General features: G+C 40.0%; 1 protein-coding gene and 1 pseudogene. Both read right to left on the bottom strand.

Annotated features, from left to right (window positions below):
• On the bottom strand, window positions 1-673 hold a 673-nt coding region (locus tag ACRCJ0_RS15455), incomplete at its 3' end, for an ABC transporter ATP-binding protein (RefSeq protein WP_431391075.1).
• Window positions 673-985 (bottom strand): annotated as a pseudogene (locus ACRCJ0_RS15450) (ABC transporter permease); the annotation flags it as partial. The pseudogene ACRCJ0_RS15450 and the gene ACRCJ0_RS15455, both read right to left, overlap by 1 nt.

Raw genomic sequence — 985 nt, 5'->3', positions numbered from 1 at the left:
AAAGGATCATCCGGTTACCATATAGTAAGGCATCTTGTAGGTTATGAGTAATCATTAAGGCTGTTAGGTTGTGGTCTTTTACTTGGTCAGATGAAATTTCTAGAATACGTTTAGATGTCTTTGCGTCTAAAGCTGCTGTATGTTCATCTAATAGTAAAATTTCTGGTTTAGTGATAGTTGCCATCAATAAGGCAATCGCTTGTCTTTGCCCTCCGGATAATAAACCGATTTCAGCATCCAATCGATTTTCTAAGCCTAAATGCAATTGGCTTAATGCCTCTTGGAATTGTTTGCGGTTGTCATCTTTAATAGCTAAACCTAGACCTCGTTTTTGACCGCGTTTCAAAGCTAATGATAAGTTTTCTTCAACGGTCATACGTGGTGCTGTCCCCATTGACGGGTTTTGGAATACGCGGGAAACAAATTTAGCCCGGTCCTCTTCAGCAAGACGACTAATATCTTTATCGTTTAAAGTGATGGCACCGGAGTCTAACAGGAAGGTGCCGGCAATGGCGTTCAATAGGGTTGATTTCCCTGCCCCGTTACCCCCAACAACGGTAATGAAGTCCCCCTTCTCTACTATTAATGATAAGTCATCTAGGGCTGCAAAGGCATCTGGTGTTCGTTTGTTAAATACTTTTCTTGCTTGGTTAATTTCTAATAAGGTCGTCATTATTTAGCCACCTTTCTGTATTCACGGTAGTCAGCCACTTTATTTTGAATGGTTGGAACAGCAAGACATAGAGCAACGATAATTGCTGAGAATAGACGGAAGTCATTCGCTTCAAAGTTCATCATTAAGACAATCGTTAATAGTAAACGATAAATAATTGAACCCACTAGGATCGTGATAAAGCGAACCCCTAATTTCACATTGCGGAATAGGACTTCCCCGATAATAATAGAAGCTAAACCAATAACAACAGTACCAACACCCATTTGAATATCAGCATAGCCGTTATCACTAGAGACAATGTAACCTGAA

The organism is Aerococcus sp. L_32 (assembly GCF_050689315.1).
The sequence above is the reverse complement of the archived record's forward strand: the minus strand, read 5'-3'. Positions and strand labels throughout refer to the sequence as shown.